We start from the raw sequence: 15,344 nt of genomic DNA, 5'->3' as shown, positions 1-15,344 counted from the left end.
TCTTCATATATAATAAAGGAAGATTGAGGGGATTCGATGAAAAGGATCGGCATCATTTCTTTTATCATTTGTTTCATACTTCTGGCAGGCTGTAGTAAGGAAGAAATCCCAGTCCCTCCATCCATGAACAATATGTTAATTGTCTCCAATTTGAAAAAGCCAGAAATCTCCTTCGTTGATTTACAAAAGGGAAAATCGGAGGTAAGTAAATTAAACTTCCGAATTACCGCTATGGAAAAAATCAATCAAGATACGATTATTTTGGCTGGGGATCTTGAAGATTCACTCTACCGTCTTCAATTGAAAGATGGTGAATTAACAAAGTTAAAGAATACCGGCAAAGGTGTGAATGATCTGTTATATCGGCCCAAGGACCACCTGCTGTTTTTCTCCAATGGCAAGAAGAATAAAGTCGGATTTTACGATGTTGAAAAGGATACAGTTATCGCCGAAGTGAGCACCGATAAATTTCCGACCTCAATGGCAGTTAATGATAAGAAAAATCTTTTATATGTAGTAAATGTTAAAGCAGCCTCGCTCTCTGTCATTGACATCGGTTCCAAAAAGGTAATCTCTCATTTTCCCATCGTGACAAGACCGAATGGGATCTTTTTCGACGGGAACTATGTTTGGATCGGGGGACACGGACCCTATGGGTCACTAAATGAAAATATATATATTTACGATCCTGATACTGGGAAGGAAGTAGACCGTGTAAAGGTTGGGGTGATGCCGGTAGATTTCTACGGAGACGATTCCAGTGCATATGTATACGCGATTTGTCACGGCTCGAGCAGCGTATACAGAATTAATATTAAAAACAGATCGGTCAGCGAGCCTTTGGAGGTGGGGGCCAACCCATATGATATTATTGGAGACAAGCAAAGAATTTACGTGTCAAGTTTGGACGGAGACTCGCTAGCGATAATTGATCGCACCACATTTACAATTAACAGGGAAATTCGGCTGAAAAACGGGCCACATATGATGATTTTAGGTGAGGGAAATGAGTAAATATAAAGTATTGATCGCAGATGACGAAGTACAAATGCTGATGTTAGTCAGCTCCTATTTGGAAAAGGAAGGCTATGAAACTGTTACCGCTGAAGATGGAGCAGAAGTGTTAAGCCGCTGGAGCCAAGGGTCGTATGATTTAGTGATACTAGACATCATGATGCCGACATTGGACGGTTTTGCTGTTTGTCGAAAAATTCGTGAGGTGTCCAATGTACCGATTATTATGTTGACGGCTAAAAGTGAGGAGCTCGATCGAATTCGCGGTTTAAAATTGGGCGCTGATGACTATATTGTGAAACCGTTCAGTCCTAAGGAATTAATGGCCCGTGTAGAGGCATTGCTGCGGAGGTCAAATAATTTCCGACCACAAAAGCATGTGCTGGAACTTGGTGATTTGATCATTGATTTGGATGGTCATACGGCAGAAGTAAAAGGAAAACGGTTGAATTTAACAAGGAAAGAATTTAGTCTGTTAGAATTCTTTTTTAACCACCAAGGACAGGTGTTTTCGAGAGAGCAGCTGTTAGAGCACGTGTGGGGGTTGGAGAGTACTGGAACCTTGAGAACTGTCGATACTCATATCAAAACGCTGCGAATAAAACTAGGCTCTTCAGGTGATTTGATTAAAACGGTTTGGGGAGTGGGGTACAAATTCGAGGAGTAAACTATGGTCTAAAGCAGAAAATTTGGACAACCATTTCGATTGTAGCAGTCATCACGATCATCTTTGGAACAGGGTTAACCTACTACTTATATGAAAAATTTTATGTTGAAAAGCAAAAAGAAATCTTGATCATGCAAGGGGAAGAACTGAAAAAATTCTATCATCAAGCTGCCAATAAAACAGAGTTTAACAAACGCGTCAAATGGACAGACGAGAGTTCCGATGCCAAGGTGATTTTTACTGAAGATCCAATGCTATTAAGCGCTGGGATTCCTTATGAGGAGTTTGCTGATAATAGTTTAATTACATTTGATGAAAGACAGAAGCTGCTTGCAGGGAAAAAGGTCATTTTTATCAGGGAGCATCCGCGCTTTCATCAGGATATTCTGGCGGTTACAATCCCGCTATTGAAAAATGGTCAATTGGCAGGGGCACTGTTTCTTTATATGCCGCTTGCAGATGTTTATGAACCGTTTAAATCCATTCGACCTGTTCTGATACTATCATTGATTGTTCTCTTGATCATCGTGCTCTGGCTGGGACACAAAATGACGAATCGACTGATTAAACCATTAAAAGAAATGGAAGCTATTTCGAAAAAAATGTCCCAGGGCGATTTTTCCAAAAGGATTGAAGTTCAGCAATCGGATGAGGTAGGCAACCTGGCAGCATCCTTTAATACTCTTGCCTCATCGCTGGAGGCGGTTGATCAGAAGCGCCGGGAGTTTCTGCAAAATGTTTCCCATGAATTACGGACACCGCTTAGTTATATGAAAGGATATACGGAAGCAATTCTCGATGGGGTCGCAGGAGATACGGCGGCAGTCGAAAAGTATGTTACCATTATTCACAATGAAACGGATCGGATGCAGCGGCTCGTTCATGATTTGCTAGATTTGGCACAATTGGAGGATGATTCCTATCCGATGAGGAATGAACCTTTGCCGTTTGCCCAATTGATTACCGATGTGGTTGACCGCTTTGAACTAACAGCCAGTCAAAAAGGGATTCAGTTGATACAGAATCTAGATGATGAAATTATTGTCAATGGGGACTCCGATCGGCTAGAGCAAGTGGTCAGCAATCTTCTTGCCAACGCGTTTCGCTATACACCTCCGGGAAAACCGATTCAAATTACTTTAATGAAAGAGCGTATGACTGCCGTATTAAGGATTCAGGATTCGGGACCGGGGATTCCAAAGGAAGAATTGCCAAAGGTTATCGAGCGCTTTTATCGTGTTGACCACGCCAGAACACGAAAAGAAGGCGGTACAGGACTGGGGCTGGCAATTGTTTATCAAATTGTAAAAAAACATCATGGGGAATTCCTAATAGATTCCGATATCGGCTGTGGAACAACAGTCATGGTGAAACTGCCCCTATTTGTCGGATAAGAAGAGCATGGGGAGAGATCTTTATTCATCTTCCCATGCTCCAGCTATCTTTCAGATTGTTTTGACTGATTGTACTTATGGGGTATATTCCATTGTTGTTTTTTCGGTTGTTTCATTTTTTAAACTGTTCCTCTTTTAACCAAAAAATCCTAGTGCATATTTTACGGCCTCATGTATATCCTCTGTATCATATGCCTGCATATCCTCAAAACTAATCCGCATCTTTACATTTTCCAAGTCGTAGCCGCTGTCCAATTCAAGATCAAGCAGTACTTCATAGCCCTCGGAATTAACTGATGTATCAATGATATTAAAGGTTTGGATGGCTGTACCGGTGTCATACTCGATTGGGTCAAAGAAATCAGTCATTTGCATTCCTCCAGCGTAAGATTCAGTTGTAGCATTTGCTAATTTTTTGTTGTCCATACATGAACCGTTACAGTGATTAGGTAAAAGCTGCCAAAGCAGCTGGTGGTATTATCCTTTGAAATTTCTGAAAAAATATTGCCCTTATGGCGGTAATGAAGATTCCATAAGATTACAAAAACCCCTTGAACTTCATTTGTGATTCAAGTAAGATATAACTACGTTATTTTGAAAGGGTGACCAAAGGGCGATGATCAATTAATCCTATCTTAGAGAGCATTCGGAAAACGAAATTTATTCTGGGTAGGATTAATTGTGGCGTTTTTATAATTGGTATAGCATTTTTTATGGTGTACCATGACTTTTTGCGGCAAATTACCTCCTATCCGGATGTTGTGGATAAGGAGGTTTCTTTATGGATAAAGCAGATTCAAATGTGTCAATTGGGGCATTGTTTAAAAATAGAGTGATTCAGACGTTATTGCTTTCGACACTTTTTCTGCAAATTGGGGTATGGGTACGAAATTACTCGATTTTGTTATTTGTTGTAGAGCAAACGAATGAAAACCCGGTGGCGGTGTCATTCATCTCCGTTGCTGAGTTTGCGCCTATTTTTCTGTTTTCTTTTATCGGGGGAACGTTCGCCGACCGCTGGAAGCCGAAACGAACCATGATTTGGTGCGACTTTCTCAGTGCTGTTTCGATTTTTGTTGTGCTGCTGACGCTCGTTTTTGGCAGCTGGAAAGCGATTTTCTTTGCGACGTTTGTGTCTTCAATTCTCTCGCAATTTTCCCAGCCGTCAGGAATGAAGCTGTTTAAACTGCATGTGAAAGAAGAACTGATTCAAATGGGGATGTCCATTTACCAGACGATTTTTGCCTTGTTTATGATCCTTGGACCAGTTCTCGGCACCTTTGTTTACCAGCAGTTCGGCATAGATGTTGCGATTGCCGTAATGGGGGTAGCATTCCTGTTTTCGGCGGCAATTTTATTCTTATTGCCAGCCGACTTTGAAATGGAGAAGAAGGCAGAAACAACTAGCTTAGTCCAAGAAATGAAGGACGGGTTTCAGTATGTATTAAAAAGCAGGGTGCTGACTTTACTCGGCGGCTGTTTTGCCACAGCGGGCCTAGCGTTGGGATTAACACAGCCACTTGGTGTGTTTCTTGTCACGGAACAACTTGGCCTGCCGAAAGAACAGCTGCAGTGGCTGATGGCAGCGTTTGGTGTCGGTATGATATTAGGCGGCGGCTTAACTATAGGCATATCGAAGAAAGTTTCACCGCAGATCTTGCTCGCCATTGGAATGTTGGCATGTGCCATCGGATTTTTCGTGATGGGTATTTCCAAACTGTTCTGGCTGACTTTAGCGGCAGAATTTTTCAGCGGTGTATTTAATCCAGCGATACAGATTGGAATCAATACGATGATTTTGAAAAATACCGAAGCTGAATTTATTGGCCGGGTGAATGGAATTTTAAACCCAATCTTTATGGGAACGATGGTGGTCATGATGACCGCGAGCGGTTGGCTGAAGAAGACTTTCTCACTTGTCGCGATGTATGAAACCACCGCGCTGCTGTTCATTCTCGGCATTCTCTTTCTTGTTCCGCTATTCAGGAGTTCGGCTGCTGTATTGAGTAAAAGTGAAAGGGCATAACGGCTGAATAATGGGTGTCAGGAATGATGTTGTAATTCAATTATTCCTGGCGCCTTTTATTTTGAAAAAAATAATCTGGAAAGTGTGATTAAGTTAATTATTTTGCCAAAAGGTTTGTGATAGAATGGATTGTTGAAAAGAATGGAAGGTGGCATATGAAATGAGTTTCTACCAGGTTTTAGTTTTCATTCATATATTTTCGGCAATTATTGGCATGGGGCCAGGATTTATTCTAACCACAGTAGTTAAATCTGGAGATAACATGACAGAGTTAAGACACTCTTATGCGATTCGCCATCGTCTGCATATTTATGTAATGATTGGCGGTACTTTGCTTCTTGTGACGGGTTTGCTAATGGGGTGGATGAATCCAAGCCTATTTCAGATGGGATGGTATGTCACAAGTTTAGTGCTCTTTCTTGCCGCGTTGGCAATTGGCCCAATCATGTTAACACCAAGATCGAAACCAATTAAAACACTGCTTGCAACCCATAAAGGCGAAGAAATCCCCGAAGAATATCGCCGTTTATCAAAAGAACTGTTTTTCTATGAAAATGTTGAAAACATCATTTTTATGATCATTATTGCACTGATGATAACAAAACCTTTCTAAGCTTAACCAAACTTGGGCCTTACCTGTCCAGGTTTTTTTATTTTCTTAACTAATAGGGTCAAATATCATTATATTGGAAATATTTTAAAAATTATTAAATTCTATTTTAATATAAATGAATTATCAGGAGGATCCAAAGAATATTTTTAATTGGCAGGAACTTCATTGTTGCTAAATGAACAAAAAGCAAATAAAATAAAGTTTATATAAAAAATATAATAATAATATAATGACAAAATTATTTTAATCCTATTTTACTATACTTTTAGGGTTAAAAATTGTTCGAAAAAACATCAAAGATTGGAGAGGTGCGAATGAAAAAGAGGAAAATTAGTTTAGCGTGGCAAATTTTTATTGGACTGGCATTGGGGATTATGGTTGGTGCTATTTTTTATGGAAACCCGCATGTGGCTGAGATTTTACAGCCTATTGGAAATACTTTTATTCGTTTAATCAAAATGATTGTTGTACCGATCGTCGTTTCAAGCATTATTGTCGGAGTGGCCGGTGTTGGCGACATGAAATCGTTAGGTAAACTCGGCGGAAAAACACTCATTTATTTTGAAATCATTACTACTATTGCTATTGTAGTTGGCTTGTTTGCTGGAAACGTATTTCATCCCGGAACAGGTATTGATCGTTCACAACTAACCAAAACGGATATTAATACTTATGTGGAAACGGCGAAAACAACTGAAACCCATTCAATGGTCGATACCTTCGTCAATATCGTCCCAACAAATATTATTCAGTCATTGGCAAATGGCGATATGTTAGCGATTATATTCTTTTCTGTGATGTTCGGACTCGGAGTCGCGGCTATTGGAGAAAAAGGGGAACCGATTTTAAAGTTCTTTAGAGGAACGGCTGATGCCATGTTTTATGTGACAAACCAGATTATGAAACTGGCGCCAATTGGCGTTTTTGCTTTAATTGGAGTTACGGTTTCGATGTTTGGTTTGTCTTCGTTAATTCCACTTGGCAAACTAGTGATTGTCGTTTATGGCGCCATGGCTTTCTTTATTCTTGTGGTGCTCGGTATAACTGCAAAAATTGTCGGAGTAAACATTTTTAAATTTCTCAAATATCTAAAGGACGAACTGTTGTTGGGTTATTCCACCGCAAGTTCCGAGACAGTCCTTCCAAGGATCATGGAGAAAATGGAAAAGTTAGGATGTCCGAAGGCAATTACTTCGTTTGTGATTCCAACCGGGTATTCCTTCAACCTTGACGGATCTACTCTTTATCAAGCAATTGCAGCGTTGTTTATTGCCCAAATGTACGGCATTCATATGAGCATTACTCATCAGATTACTTTGGTGCTTGTGTTGATGGTTACATCAAAAGGAATTGCTGGTGTCCCTGGAGTATCCTTCGTTGTCCTTCTAGCGACATTAGGCAGCGTGGGAATTCCTGCAGAAGGGCTTGCCTTTATTGCTGGGATTGACCGGATCCTTGATATGGCCCGGACATGTGTCAACATTGTCGGAAACTCATTAGCGGCAATCGTTGTTTCCAGATGGGAAGGACATAAGCTTGATAAACAGGAAGAAAAATTAGCTGCATAAAGCAAAAAACATTGGGTGTCTGGCACTTTGATAGTGTCAGGCACTATTTTTTGTCCATCAGGATCCTTAGCCCAGTCCCTTTAAATGTAATTTCTTGTTCATTTTCTGTTCATATTGCGGCTATAAACTAGTGATGTCAAAAGGAAAGTGAGGGAAAGAAAATGAACATGGCGTGGAAAGAAATGAAGAAAAATAAAGGACGATTTTTAATTCTGGGCTCCATCATTTTTCTAGTTAGTTTATTAACATTTATTATATCTGGCTTAGCAAATGGATTATCACAAGATAACGCTGCACTCATTAAGGATTTGCCAAATGGTCAATTTTTCATGACAAAGGAAGCAAACCAAACCTATAATCTTTCAAAAATTAGTAATAAGACCCAAACTAGCGTGTTAAGAAAACACAAGGATGCTGTAGCATTTTCCATTCAAATGGGATTTATCAATGAAGGTTCTGGAAAACAGCGGAGCGTTGCTTTTGTTTCTTCAACTGCTTCGCCGTTATTTTCGAAGGTAAATAAAGGCGAGGTTGTTCTCGATCGTTCGCTTGAGAGTGATGGAATTAAGATTGGTGATACTCTAACGAATAATCAATACAATGGCAAATTTATTGTCAAAGGCTTTGTGGACCAGAGCAAATTTAGTCATGCACCTGTCGCCTTTATTAATATCGACGATTACAAACAAATTTACCGGATTCAGGAAATGCAGCTGATTTTCATACCGGGCGGGGATTCCGGAGAAACCATCACGGGCCTAAAATCCTTTTCGAAAGATCAGTTTCTGAACACTATTTCCAGTTATAAAGCAGAACAACTGTCACTTAATATGATGGTTTGGTTTCTCGTTGTTATTAGCGGTATGTTATTTGCCATCTTTTTTTATATGATGAACGTTCAAAAAATTGGTTTATACGGAATTCTAAAGGCGATCGGTGTGAAAACAAGTGTCCTGTTTACAATGATGTGGACGCAAATGATATTTATTACCATTTTTGCGCTGACTATTTCTATTGCACTGGGCCAGGTTTTTAATCTCATAGCACCCAAAGGGTTACCGTTTAGTTTAACGGTGGGAACTACTGTTCAATTGTCGCTTACATTCTTGTTGATCGGGTTTGTCGGAGCGACGCTTTCAGGAATTCAGATTAAGCAAGTCGGACCATTACAAGCAATCCAACAAGGAGAGGTTTAATATGACAATTTTTACAATCGATAAGGTTAGAAAAACGTTCATGAATGGTGAAATGAAGGACGAAATCCTTAAAGGAATCAACCTTTCTCTTAAGGAAGGCGAGGTGACAGCACTAGTAGGCGCCTCTGGCTCAGGGAAAAGCACTCTCCTTACTATTGCAGCAGGACTTCAGCCGGCCTCAGATGGTAAAGTATTATTTGAGGGGCAAAATATCACTGCTATGAACCAGGAACAGGTTCGGAAGATACGGGCAAGTAAATTTGGCTTTGTGTTTCAATTTGCCCATCTCGTACCGTTTCTTACCGTTGAAGAACAATTGATGCTGATGCTGGATGTTGCCGATACCAAGTTGAAAAAACGTCAACAAAAAAAGGAAATTGCCAAAATCCTTAAATTAGTTGGAATGGAACATAGAAAGGATGCTTATCCGGCTTCATTGTCCGGCGGGGAGAAGCAGAGGGTGGCAATAGCCCGAGCTATCATCCATAAACCGAAAATTCTTTTTGCCGATGAACCAACTGCCAGCCTGGATTCGAAAAAATCAAAAGATGTCATGCTCCTCATCAGGGATCTGACGAAAATGCTGAAAATGGCAACACTAATGGTGACTCATGATGAAGAAATGCTTTCCTATGCGGACCATGTTGTCAAAATGCGTGATGGTTTGGTGCAGTAGGAGAAGTTTCTATCAGAGCTTTTTTAACGTAACGAATAGAGGGATAGTTAATGACGAATATTCTGATTGTCGATGATGATATTTATATTTTACAGCTATTAGAGATTCAGTTAACCGAGCTGGGATACGGAGTATTTAAGGCGAAGGACGGTACCGAAGCGCTGCGGATCTTAAAAAAGGAAATCTGTCATTTAGCCGTCGTGGATGTAATGATGCCGTTTATGGATGGATTTTCACTGACAAAGGAAATCCGCAGGCAGTATGATATTCCAATTATTCTATTAACGGCCAAAAATCAAATTGATGATAAGGAGCAAGGCTTTCAGGCAGGTACTGACGATTATTTAGTAAAGCCGTTTGAACCGAAAGAATTAAGCTTTCGGATCAAGGCATTGCTGCGAAGATATGATCATCAACCGGATGATGCCATTGTTCGCATTGGCAATACAACGATTAATAAAAAAAGCTATGAAGTGACAATTGGGAATCGGACGTTCCTTTTGCCGTTGAAGGAATTTGAATTGCTTTATTTTCTCATGTCCCATCCAGCACAGGTTTTCTCCCGAGACCACTTGATTGAACAAATTTGGGGTGTGGATTATGAAGGTGATGAGCGTACGGTGGATGTCCATATTAAACGATTACGAGAACGTTTTTCGGGACTAACTGAGGATTTTCAAATTAAAACCATAAGAGGAGTCGGATATTCACTGGAGGCAAAAGGCCGATGAAGTCTCTTTATGTAAAATTTATCGTCATTACTGTTGGGATTATGATGTTAAGCAGTACTACTGCTTTCATCGTCTCTAATGTCTATTACCAGCAAAAATTAAAACCGTATAATGACCAAAAAAACACAAAAATTGCCCAGGATATTGCCACATTTGCTGGAAAGCATTCAGAAATTGATTTGAATGATTACCTAGAAAGCATCTCGGCCATTGGCTATCAAATCTACTTGGTTGATCCTAACGGTAAAGGAACATTTTTTGGAGCCACCTTCAGAGATAAACATTTGACTCATGCAACAGTTGAACGGGTACTGACTGGCAACGTTTATCATGGGATTCTGAATTTTCCTCGGAAAACCTTTGTCACAGGTTTTTTTGCCAATGAATTAAAAAATACCATTGGTGTTCCGCTGACATATAAAGGGAATATTTATGCTCTTTTCATTCGACCGGACATTAAACTGCTGTTTAACGAGATGCATTTTCTATTCGCCTGGATGCTTGGATTATCGATTTTTTTGAGCATTGTGTTGGTTGTTTTTAGCACCAAATATTTAGTCAGACCCATTTCAAAGCTAACCAATGCAACGAAATCACTGGCACGCGGCAACTTTAATGTTAAGCTCGACATCACTAGGCACGATGAGCTGGGCGAACTTTCCCATAGCTTTTTACAAATGGCGAGAAAATTAGAACAGATGGATGAAATGCGGAAGGAGTTTATCTCCAATATTTCTCATGATATCCAATCTCCATTGTCCAATATCAAGGGATATATAAACCTTTTGGAAAAGAACACCATTAGTCAGGTGGAACGGTCTGGATACATTTCAATTATTAATGCTGAAATTAAGAGACTTTCGACTTTAACCAAGCAATTATTGCTTCTTGCCTCACTAGATCGAAATGAAGATATTATGAAGAAAAAACGATTTAATCTCGGCAGGCAAATAAAGGAATTAGTGAGAAGTTATCAATGGATAATTGGGGATAAAGAAATCATGCTAAGCTACTCCTTGCCAGATATCGAAATCACCGGCGACCCTTCATTATTGAATACCGTTTGGGATAATCTGTTAACGAACGCGATTAAATATAACCAACCGAATGGCACTATCGAGATTTTGATAGAGGAAAAAGATAAGACGGTATTCGTCACTTTTAAGGACACAGGAATTGGCCTCAAGGAGACGGAAATCGACAGGATCTTTGATCGTTTCTATCGGGCAGATTTAGCAAGAACCCGCACCACCGAGGGAACCGGGTTAGGACTTTCGATAGTTGCTGCGATTGTCAAATTGCATAACGGTAATATTCGTGTTTTCAGTAAGGAAAATGAAGGGACTACTTTTGTTGTGAGGCTACCGATGCATTCCAATTAAATCAGACAAGCATGGAATTTTTGCCTTGGTGCTTTCTGAACGGTTACACGAAAGTATGTTACTGTTTAAAAAGCGCTATTTCCGTTTATATCCAATCATAAACCCCTATTGTTTTTAATAGAAAAGGCTGTTCATTTAGTTGGACAGTTTTTTTAGTGAAAAATTGCCATTTCGGGTATTTTTAGAGAAAATAGGTATATAGATATTTATCGGAAAAGGGCGTTTGTTATGAAACTTGTATATTGGATGTTTAAAATATTGGTTTTGCCATTGTTAATGTTCATTGGAATTAATTTCATGAAGACGGCAGGATGGTGGGCTCTGATTATGACAGTTAGCCTCTTTGTCCTGGTCAACTGGCTGCTTGACCGAAAAATCAACCAATATAATCATCAGTACTTTCTTAATAAATTTCCTGTTTTGGAGGGACTAAAGTATGGACAAATCATCTCGGTTGAATTGCTGAATGGAAAAGTTCTAGAGAATCGCATCTTTGCTTCCGCGCTTAGTTCAGAAATATTAATTGGTTCAGAACCGGTTTCTGATAATCAATTGGAGGATTTTTTAAACGGTATTAAGAAAACCCAATGGATAAGACTTAAAAAGGTAAAGTCGATTACCATCATGAAGGAAATCTGATAATCGACCGAAACTAGATTGGTTTTAATTATAATAGTGAAAACAGCATCAATAGAAAAATAATGATAAAGGTAAGAGCGGAACCAATAATGATTTGATTTTGGATACTCTCATCCTTATTTATTCTTTTTAATATAGCTGTTAAGTTTAAAAACCACAATACTCCCAGTATGGGGGTCATCAATAACCAAAAAAAATACTGTTCTATGAATGTCCTCCCGAAAATGATTCAAAAATTTTAACTCTAATATATTTCGTAAGATAACCTTGATTTTCCTTTTTTCTATTCAACTAATCTGTAAAAATCACATTGAAGGGTGGTGGGTTCTTCATTTGGATAATTTTTTTAATAATGATAAATCAGATCAGGGGGTGATAAAATGTCTAAAAAGGAAATGACTGGATGGGTAAAGTCAATCATCATTGCGCTTGGAATCACATTTGTGGTTAGGACATTCCTTTTTTCGCCTTACATTGTGAAGGGGGATTCGATGAAACCAACGCTTCATGATGAGGAAAAAATGTTTGTGAATAAATTGGTTGATTTTTCAAGAGGAGATATTGTCATTATTAGAGGACCGAAAGAAAACTATGTGAAACGGGTGATTGGTTTTCCCGGCGATAAGATCGAAATGAAAAATGACCAATTGTGGATCAATAACAGGATTTTTAAAGAACCCTATCTTTCAGATAATTTGAAACTGGCTCAGCAGCACGGAAGCCGGTTAACAGAAGATTTCGGGCCGATTATCGTTCCGAAACACCATTATTTTGTCATGGGTGACAATCGCTTGTACAGCAGGGACAGCCGTAACGAGCTTGGCTATATTAATGAAGATAGTATTATCGGCAAAAGTGAATTTGTTTTCTATCCATTAACGGACATCAGGGTTGTCAAATGATTTAGGAGGAAAATGAGAATGGAAAAAGTAAGACAAATCATCGCATTAGGCGGTGGCGGTTTTTCAATGGAACCGGAGAACCCGCTCCTCGATACTTATATTTTGCAGCAATCTCATAAACCAATACCGAAAATTTGTTTTTTAGCTACTGCGAGCGGCGATGCGGATGGCTATATTTCTAACTTTTATCATTTTTTTGAACGCCAAAATTGTGAGCCTTCTCATTTGTCGTTATTTAGACCAAGCACCAGGGATCTGGAAGGATTTATTTTAGATAAAGATATTATCTATGTCGGCGGTGGCAACACCAAGAATCTATTAGTTTTGTGGAAAGAATGGGGACTCGACAAAATTTTAAACAAGGCGTGAAATCAAGGAATTATTTTGGCAGGAATCAGTGCTGGTTCTATTTGCTGGTTTGAAGAAGGGATAACGGACTCTTATGGTGATCAGCTTGAACCTATTAAAGCTTTGGGTTTTTTAAAGGGCAGCAACTGTCCGCATTATGATGGGGAAGCGGAAAGAAGGCCGGCATATCACAGGTTAATAGAAACAGGAAAATTACAATCCGGCATAGCTGCGGATGACGGGGCCGCAGTCCATTTTATCGAGCAAGATCTTTATCAGGCTGTCAGCTCAAGACCTGACGCCAAGGCATACCAGGTCTCGTTTGCTGGAAAAATAATCGAATCGGAGCTTAAGACAAAGTACTTGGGGGCCGAAATCTAGAACATAATCATTGATTTACTAGTGATGAAGGACAAAACCGTGGTAGAATCAGTTGAAAGTGTCCTTCATAAGCGGTATGAAGGACAAAACCGTGGTAGAATCAGTTGAAAGTGTCCTTCATAAGCGGTATGAAAGACAAACCAGCGGCGGAATCAGTTGAAAATGTCCTTCATAAGCAGGATGAAAGACAAACCAGCGGCGGAACCAGTTGAAAGTATCCTTCATAAGCAGGATGATTGAACATGATCACGGGCATTTCCAGCAAATTAATTACTTGATAGAAAACAACCAATTTTGAAGGGAGCTGCCTCAATGGTAGCTCTTTTTCACATAAGATGTTCTGGAAGGATGCTGATGAAGACATATTTTTCGCTCCAGAATCGAAGGCAGTCCGATATAAAAGATTGTCGCAAATGTATCTCTCTCTCGCCTCGTGCAATCATAGTCTTGATGTATAACCTATAACTAAAAGGCCTGTTCTAACTTATGAAATGTACCGTTTGTAAAGGACATTTTATATAGAAAGAACAGACCTTTTTCTATAAAAAACAATTTATTTCTGCTGTGCAGCCAAGAATACTTTCTGTGCGGCTAGCACGCCTGCACCTGGTTCGAAAGAGTAGTTGAAATCCTGTAATCCTGCTTCCAACAAAGACACGGCTTGAAGAATATCACTTGGGAAGCAGTAACCCATATGGCCAAATCTAAAGATTTTTCCTTGAAGATGCCCAAGCCCGCCAGCAAAATCAAGATGGTATTTCTTTTTCAAATGACCTAAAAATTCTCCTAGGTTTAACCCTTCAGGCGCCTTAATTGCCGTAATCGTTGGCGAAGCATATTCATCAGCAGTCAACAAACCGATTGAAAGAGCCCTCATTGCTTGGCGGACCATATTTTTCATCAGTTCATGTCTAGTGACAGTTTGGGAAAACCCGCCTTCCTCCTCGATCAAATCGCAAACAGCAGATAGGCCAAAAATTAACGACACAGCTGGGGTATTTGGTGTCATGCCCTTCTCGGCCCATTCACGGTAGCTTAATAAATTTAAGTAATAGGATGGTGTTTGATTTTTTTCGATCACCTTCCAGGCTCTATCACTCACGCTTAACAGTGCAAGTCCAGGCGGCAGCATCATCGCCTTTTGCGATCCTGTCACTAAAATATCGATCCCCCATTGATCCATTTCAGCAGGGGCACCGCCGATACAGCTGACCCCATCGACAATAAAGAGGGCATCTGTTTGCGTACGGACGACTTGAGCTAAGCGGTTAACAGGATTCAAGATTCCTGTTGAAGTTTCATTATAGGTAGCAAAGACCGCCTTCACATTGGTTAATGGTTTTAAAAACTCAGACAATTCTTCTTCCGTACAAGCCTCGCCCCAAGGTTTTTCCAGCTTATGGACTTTGAAGCCGTACTTTTCACAAATAGAGACAAAATAGTTGCCAAACGCGCCGACGGTGATCACTACCACTTCTTCTCCGGGAGAAACGGTATTGACGGCTGCTGCTTCCAATGCGGCGGTACCACCGGATGGAATGAGTATAATCTCCTGCTTGGTTCCAAAAATAGGCTTCACCCGGTTTGTCGTCTCACGATAAAGTTGAACAAATTCTTCACTGCGATGACTGATCATATCCTGGTTCATCGCCAGCTGAACCTTTTTTGGAATCGGAGTAGGACCAGGATGACGTAAAATATTCGGATACATAAAAAAATTCCTCCCATAGATTTTTGAATCTTCGATTAAATTATAGCAATTATGTAACGTATTTAGTAGAGTTATACATATTCTCTTGGTGAAGGA

The 15,344-nt window shown here is 39.8% G+C and carries 14 protein-coding genes and 1 pseudogene; 13 read left to right on the top strand and 2 right to left on the bottom strand.

Translation table 11 applies throughout. The features are described 5' to 3' along the window. Positions 1–36: 36 nt before the first annotated feature. Genes JK635_RS04640 through JK635_RS04630 form a run of 3 tightly spaced genes read left to right on the top strand, consistent with a single transcriptional unit; the run spans position 37 to position 3,075 of the window. Complete coding sequence (locus JK635_RS04640; protein WP_202652823.1) at positions 37–1,014, top strand: YncE family protein; 978 nt, start codon at positions 37–39, stop codon at positions 1,012–1,014. Beyond that, the gene (locus JK635_RS04635; protein WP_202652822.1) at positions 1,007–1,681 is read left to right on the top strand and encodes a response regulator transcription factor; all 675 of its coding nucleotides are present in this window, start codon (positions 1,007–1,009) and stop codon (positions 1,679–1,681) included. The genes JK635_RS04640 and JK635_RS04635 overlap by 8 nt, the downstream gene beginning before the upstream one ends. Then, the gene (locus JK635_RS04630; protein WP_202652821.1) at positions 1,651–3,075 is read left to right on the top strand and encodes a sensor histidine kinase; all 1,425 of its coding nucleotides are present in this window, start codon (positions 1,651–1,653) and stop codon (positions 3,073–3,075) included. Before JK635_RS04635 ends, JK635_RS04630 begins: the two co-directional genes overlap by 31 nt. A 135-nt stretch (positions 3,076–3,210) precedes the next feature. On the opposite strand, the gene JK635_RS04625 is transcribed toward JK635_RS04630, so the two are convergent. Next, a complete protein-coding gene (locus tag JK635_RS04625) occupies positions 3,211–3,444 on the bottom strand; it encodes a hypothetical protein (RefSeq protein WP_202652820.1) in 234 nt (77 codons plus the stop codon). Between the two features lie 412 nt (positions 3,445–3,856). On the opposite strand from JK635_RS04625, the gene JK635_RS04620 reads away from it, so the two are divergent. The 10 genes and pseudogenes from JK635_RS04620 to JK635_RS04575 all read left to right on the top strand — a co-directional run bounded on the left by JK635_RS04620 (position 3,857) and on the right by JK635_RS04575 (position 13,537). Continuing rightward, positions 3,857–5,101 carry an MFS transporter gene (locus JK635_RS04620; protein WP_202652819.1) on the top strand — a complete coding sequence of 415 codons (1,245 nt, stop codon included), beginning with the start codon at positions 3,857–3,859 and terminating at the stop codon, positions 5,099–5,101. A gap of 160 nt (positions 5,102–5,261) precedes the next feature. Continuing rightward, positions 5,262–5,714 carry a DUF2269 family protein gene (locus JK635_RS04615; RefSeq protein ID WP_202652818.1) on the top strand — a complete coding sequence of 151 codons (453 nt, stop codon included), beginning with the start codon at positions 5,262–5,264 and terminating at the stop codon, positions 5,712–5,714. Between the two features lie 314 nt (positions 5,715–6,028). Then, entirely contained in the window at positions 6,029–7,282 is a 1,254-nt protein-coding gene (locus JK635_RS04610) for a cation:dicarboxylate symporter family transporter (protein WP_202652817.1), read from the top strand. A 161-nt stretch (positions 7,283–7,443) separates the two neighbouring features. Further along, positions 7,444–8,478 (top strand): ABC transporter permease, encoded by a 1,035-nt coding sequence (locus JK635_RS04605; protein WP_202652816.1) that lies wholly within the window; start codon positions 7,444–7,446, stop codon positions 8,476–8,478. A 1-nt stretch (position 8,479) separates the two neighbouring features. Then, positions 8,480–9,154: an ABC transporter ATP-binding protein gene (locus JK635_RS04600; protein WP_202652815.1), complete on the top strand. Its 675-nt coding sequence runs from the start codon at positions 8,480–8,482 to the stop codon at positions 9,152–9,154. 50 nt (positions 9,155–9,204) lie between these two features. After that, complete coding sequence (locus JK635_RS04595; protein WP_202652814.1) at positions 9,205–9,885, top strand: response regulator transcription factor; 681 nt, start codon at positions 9,205–9,207, stop codon at positions 9,883–9,885. Further along, positions 9,882–11,267 (top strand): sensor histidine kinase, encoded by a 1,386-nt coding sequence (locus JK635_RS04590; protein ID WP_202652813.1) that lies wholly within the window; start codon positions 9,882–9,884, stop codon positions 11,265–11,267. The genes JK635_RS04595 and JK635_RS04590 overlap by 4 nt, the downstream gene beginning before the upstream one ends. Positions 11,268–11,495: 228 nt before the next feature. Continuing rightward, on the top strand, positions 11,496–11,906 hold the full coding sequence (locus JK635_RS04585) for a hypothetical protein (protein ID WP_202652812.1): 411 nt from the start codon (positions 11,496–11,498) through the stop codon (positions 11,904–11,906). A gap of 380 nt (positions 11,907–12,286) precedes the next feature. Further along, on the top strand, positions 12,287–12,808 hold the full coding sequence (gene lepB, locus JK635_RS04580) for a signal peptidase I (RefSeq protein ID WP_202652811.1): 522 nt from the start codon (positions 12,287–12,289) through the stop codon (positions 12,806–12,808). 18 nt (positions 12,809–12,826) lie between these two features. Next, a pseudogene (locus JK635_RS04575) lies at positions 12,827–13,537 on the top strand (Type 1 glutamine amidotransferase-like domain-containing protein). Between the two features lie 553 nt (positions 13,538–14,090). On the opposite strand, the gene JK635_RS04570 reads toward JK635_RS04575, so the two are convergent. Then, on the bottom strand, positions 14,091–15,248 hold the full coding sequence (locus tag JK635_RS04570) for a pyridoxal-phosphate-dependent aminotransferase family protein (RefSeq protein ID WP_202652810.1): 1,158 nt from the start codon (positions 15,246–15,248) through the stop codon (positions 14,091–14,093). Positions 15,249–15,344 lie beyond the last annotated feature (96 nt).

The organism is Neobacillus paridis, from assembly GCF_016765675.1.
In the GTDB taxonomy this organism is placed as follows: domain Bacteria; phylum Bacillota; class Bacilli; order Bacillales; family Cytobacillaceae; genus Neobacillus; species Neobacillus paridis.
Note: the sequence above shows the minus strand (reverse complement) of the source record. Positions and strands in the feature narration are given on the sequence as shown.

Bases quoted from the DNA above. Each gene is read 5' to 3' on its own strand.
- JK635_RS04640 (WP_202652823.1), top strand. From the start codon at position 37: ATGAAAAGGATCGGCATCATTTCTTTTATCATTTGTTTCATACTTCTG.
- JK635_RS04635 (WP_202652822.1), top strand. From the start codon at position 1,007: ATGAGTAAATATAAAGTATTGATCGCAGATGACGAAGTACAAATGCTG.
- JK635_RS04625 (WP_202652820.1), bottom strand. From the start codon at position 3,444: ATGACTGATTTCTTTGACCCAATCGAGTATGACACCGGTACAGCCATC.
- JK635_RS04620 (WP_202652819.1), top strand. From the start codon at position 3,857: ATGGATAAAGCAGATTCAAATGTGTCAATTGGGGCATTGTTTAAAAAT.
- JK635_RS04615 (WP_202652818.1), top strand. From the start codon at position 5,262: ATGAGTTTCTACCAGGTTTTAGTTTTCATTCATATATTTTCGGCAATT.
- JK635_RS04610 (WP_202652817.1), top strand. From the start codon at position 6,029: ATGAAAAAGAGGAAAATTAGTTTAGCGTGGCAAATTTTTATTGGACTG.
- JK635_RS04605 (WP_202652816.1), top strand. From the start codon at position 7,444: ATGAACATGGCGTGGAAAGAAATGAAGAAAAATAAAGGACGATTTTTA.
- JK635_RS04600 (WP_202652815.1), top strand. From the start codon at position 8,480: ATGACAATTTTTACAATCGATAAGGTTAGAAAAACGTTCATGAATGGT.
- JK635_RS04595 (WP_202652814.1), top strand. From the start codon at position 9,205: ATGACGAATATTCTGATTGTCGATGATGATATTTATATTTTACAGCTA.
- JK635_RS04590 (WP_202652813.1), top strand. From the start codon at position 9,882: ATGAAGTCTCTTTATGTAAAATTTATCGTCATTACTGTTGGGATTATG.
- JK635_RS04585 (WP_202652812.1), top strand. From the start codon at position 11,496: ATGAAACTTGTATATTGGATGTTTAAAATATTGGTTTTGCCATTGTTA.
- lepB (WP_202652811.1), top strand. From the start codon at position 12,287: ATGTCTAAAAAGGAAATGACTGGATGGGTAAAGTCAATCATCATTGCG.
- JK635_RS04570 (WP_202652810.1), bottom strand. From the start codon at position 15,248: ATGTATCCGAATATTTTACGTCATCCTGGTCCTACTCCGATTCCAAAA.